This window comes from Streptomyces sp. SM10 (assembly GCF_002910915.1).
Classification (GTDB): domain Bacteria; phylum Actinomycetota; class Actinomycetes; order Streptomycetales; family Streptomycetaceae; genus Streptomyces.
Map to the genome: position 1 here is coordinate 168 of NZ_NEUF01000053.1, position 1,711 is coordinate 1,878.

Consider the following 1,711-nt stretch of genomic DNA (forward strand, 5'->3'; position numbering starts at 1 on the left):
GCGGTCGCGGAGACGCTGACCTTCCACCAGCCCGAGATCGCGATAGTTTCCAACGTCACCGGCCGTGTCGTAGCAGACGACGAGGTTGGTTCGGCGGACTACTGGGTGCGCCATGTCCGTGAGGCGGTTCGTTTCGTCGACGGGATGCGCACCCTCCAGGAGCAGGGCGTGTCCACGTTCCTGGAGCTGGGCCCCGACGGAGTGCTCAGCGCCATGGGCCAGGACTGTGTCCAGGAGTCGGCGTTCGCCCCGGTGCTGCGCAAGGACCGCGACGAAGCGACGACTCTCGTCACCGCGCTCGCAGAGGCACACGTGCGTGGTGTGCCGATTGCGTGGGCCGCGTACTTCGCGCGTTCAGGTGCGGCGCGGTTGGATCTGCCGACCTACGCCTTCCAGCACGAGCGCTACTGGCCGGAATCCGCCCCTATCGGTCTTGTGGCCGAGGACAGCACCGGCTCGACGTCGGACCACCGCTTCTGGGACGCCGTCGAGACCGGAGACCTCGACGCCTTGGCGCGCACGCTGGACTCGTCCGACATCGGCCCGCTCCGCGACGTCATGCCTGTCCTCTCGTCCTGGCGTCGCCAGTCGCGCGAGCTCTCCACCGTGGACTCCTGGCGTTATCGGGTGGTGTGGAAGTCGGTTGGGGGTGTGGTGTCGGAGTCGCTCCCGGGTGGTTGGCTTGTGGTGTGTGGGTCGGGTGTGGTTGATGGCCCGGTGGTGTCGGGGTTGGTGGCTCGTGGTGCGGGTGTGTTGGTGGTCGATGGTGTTGTTGACGGTGGGGTGTTGGGGGAGCGTCTGGTAGGCGTTTCGGGCGTGGTGTCGTTGTTGGATGCTGCGGGGACGTTGGGGTTGGTTCAGGTTCTGGCCGGTGTGGGTGTGCCGGTGCGTGTGTGGTGTGTGACCAGTGGTGCGGTGTCGGTGGGTCGTGCTGATGGTGTGGTGGATCCGTTGGGTGCTCAGGTGTGGGGTCTGGGGCGTGTGGCGGGGCTGGAGTTGCCTCAGGTGTGGGGTGGGCTGGTCGATGTCGCGGGGGTTGTGGACGAGCGTGTGCTGGGCCGGTTGTGTGGGGTGTTGGCCGGTGGGGGTGGTGAGGATCAGGTAGCGGTGCGGGGCTCGGGTGTGTTCGGGCGTCGTGTGGTGCGTGCCCCGGGGTCGGGTGGGGGTGCGGGTGTTGTTGTGGGTGGGACGGTGTTGGTGACGGGGGGTTCGGGTGCCTTGGGTGGGCATGTGGCCCGGTGGGTGGTGGGTGAGGGTGCCGGCCGTGTGGTGTTGGTGAGCCGTGGTGGTTCGGTTTCGGGGGAGCTGGTCTCTGAGTTGGAGGGGCTGGGTGCCGAGGTTGTGGTCGCTGCGTGTGATGTGAGTGATCGGGGTGCTCTGGCGGGGCTGGTGGAGGAGGTCGAGTCGGTCGGCGGTCCGGTGCGCGCGGTGTTCCATGCGGCGGGGGTCGGTCAGATGACCGGTCTGGTGGGTATGACGGCGGATGAGTTTTCCGGGGTGTTGCGTGCGAAGGTGACGGGTGCGGACAACCTTGATGCGGTTTTCGGTGACCGTGGTCTGGATGCGTTCGTGTTGTTCTCGTCGATCAGCGCGGTCTGGGGCAGTGGTGGTCAGGGCGCTTATGCGGCGGCCAACGCGCATCTCGATGCCTTGGCCGAGCGGCGCCGGGCCCGCGGTCTGACCGCCACCTCCATCGCCTGGGGCCCCTGGG

The 1,711-nt window shown here is 67.7% G+C and carries 1 protein-coding gene (running past one end of the window); it reads left to right on the forward strand.

Annotated features, from left to right (window positions below; translation table 11 throughout):
* The coding region annotated (locus B9S57_RS36190; RefSeq protein WP_146057723.1) for an SDR family NAD(P)-dependent oxidoreductase crosses the window boundary (this coding region is incomplete at both ends): on the forward strand, positions 1-1,711 show 1,711 of its 1,878 nt. The annotated region extends 167 nt beyond the left edge of the window.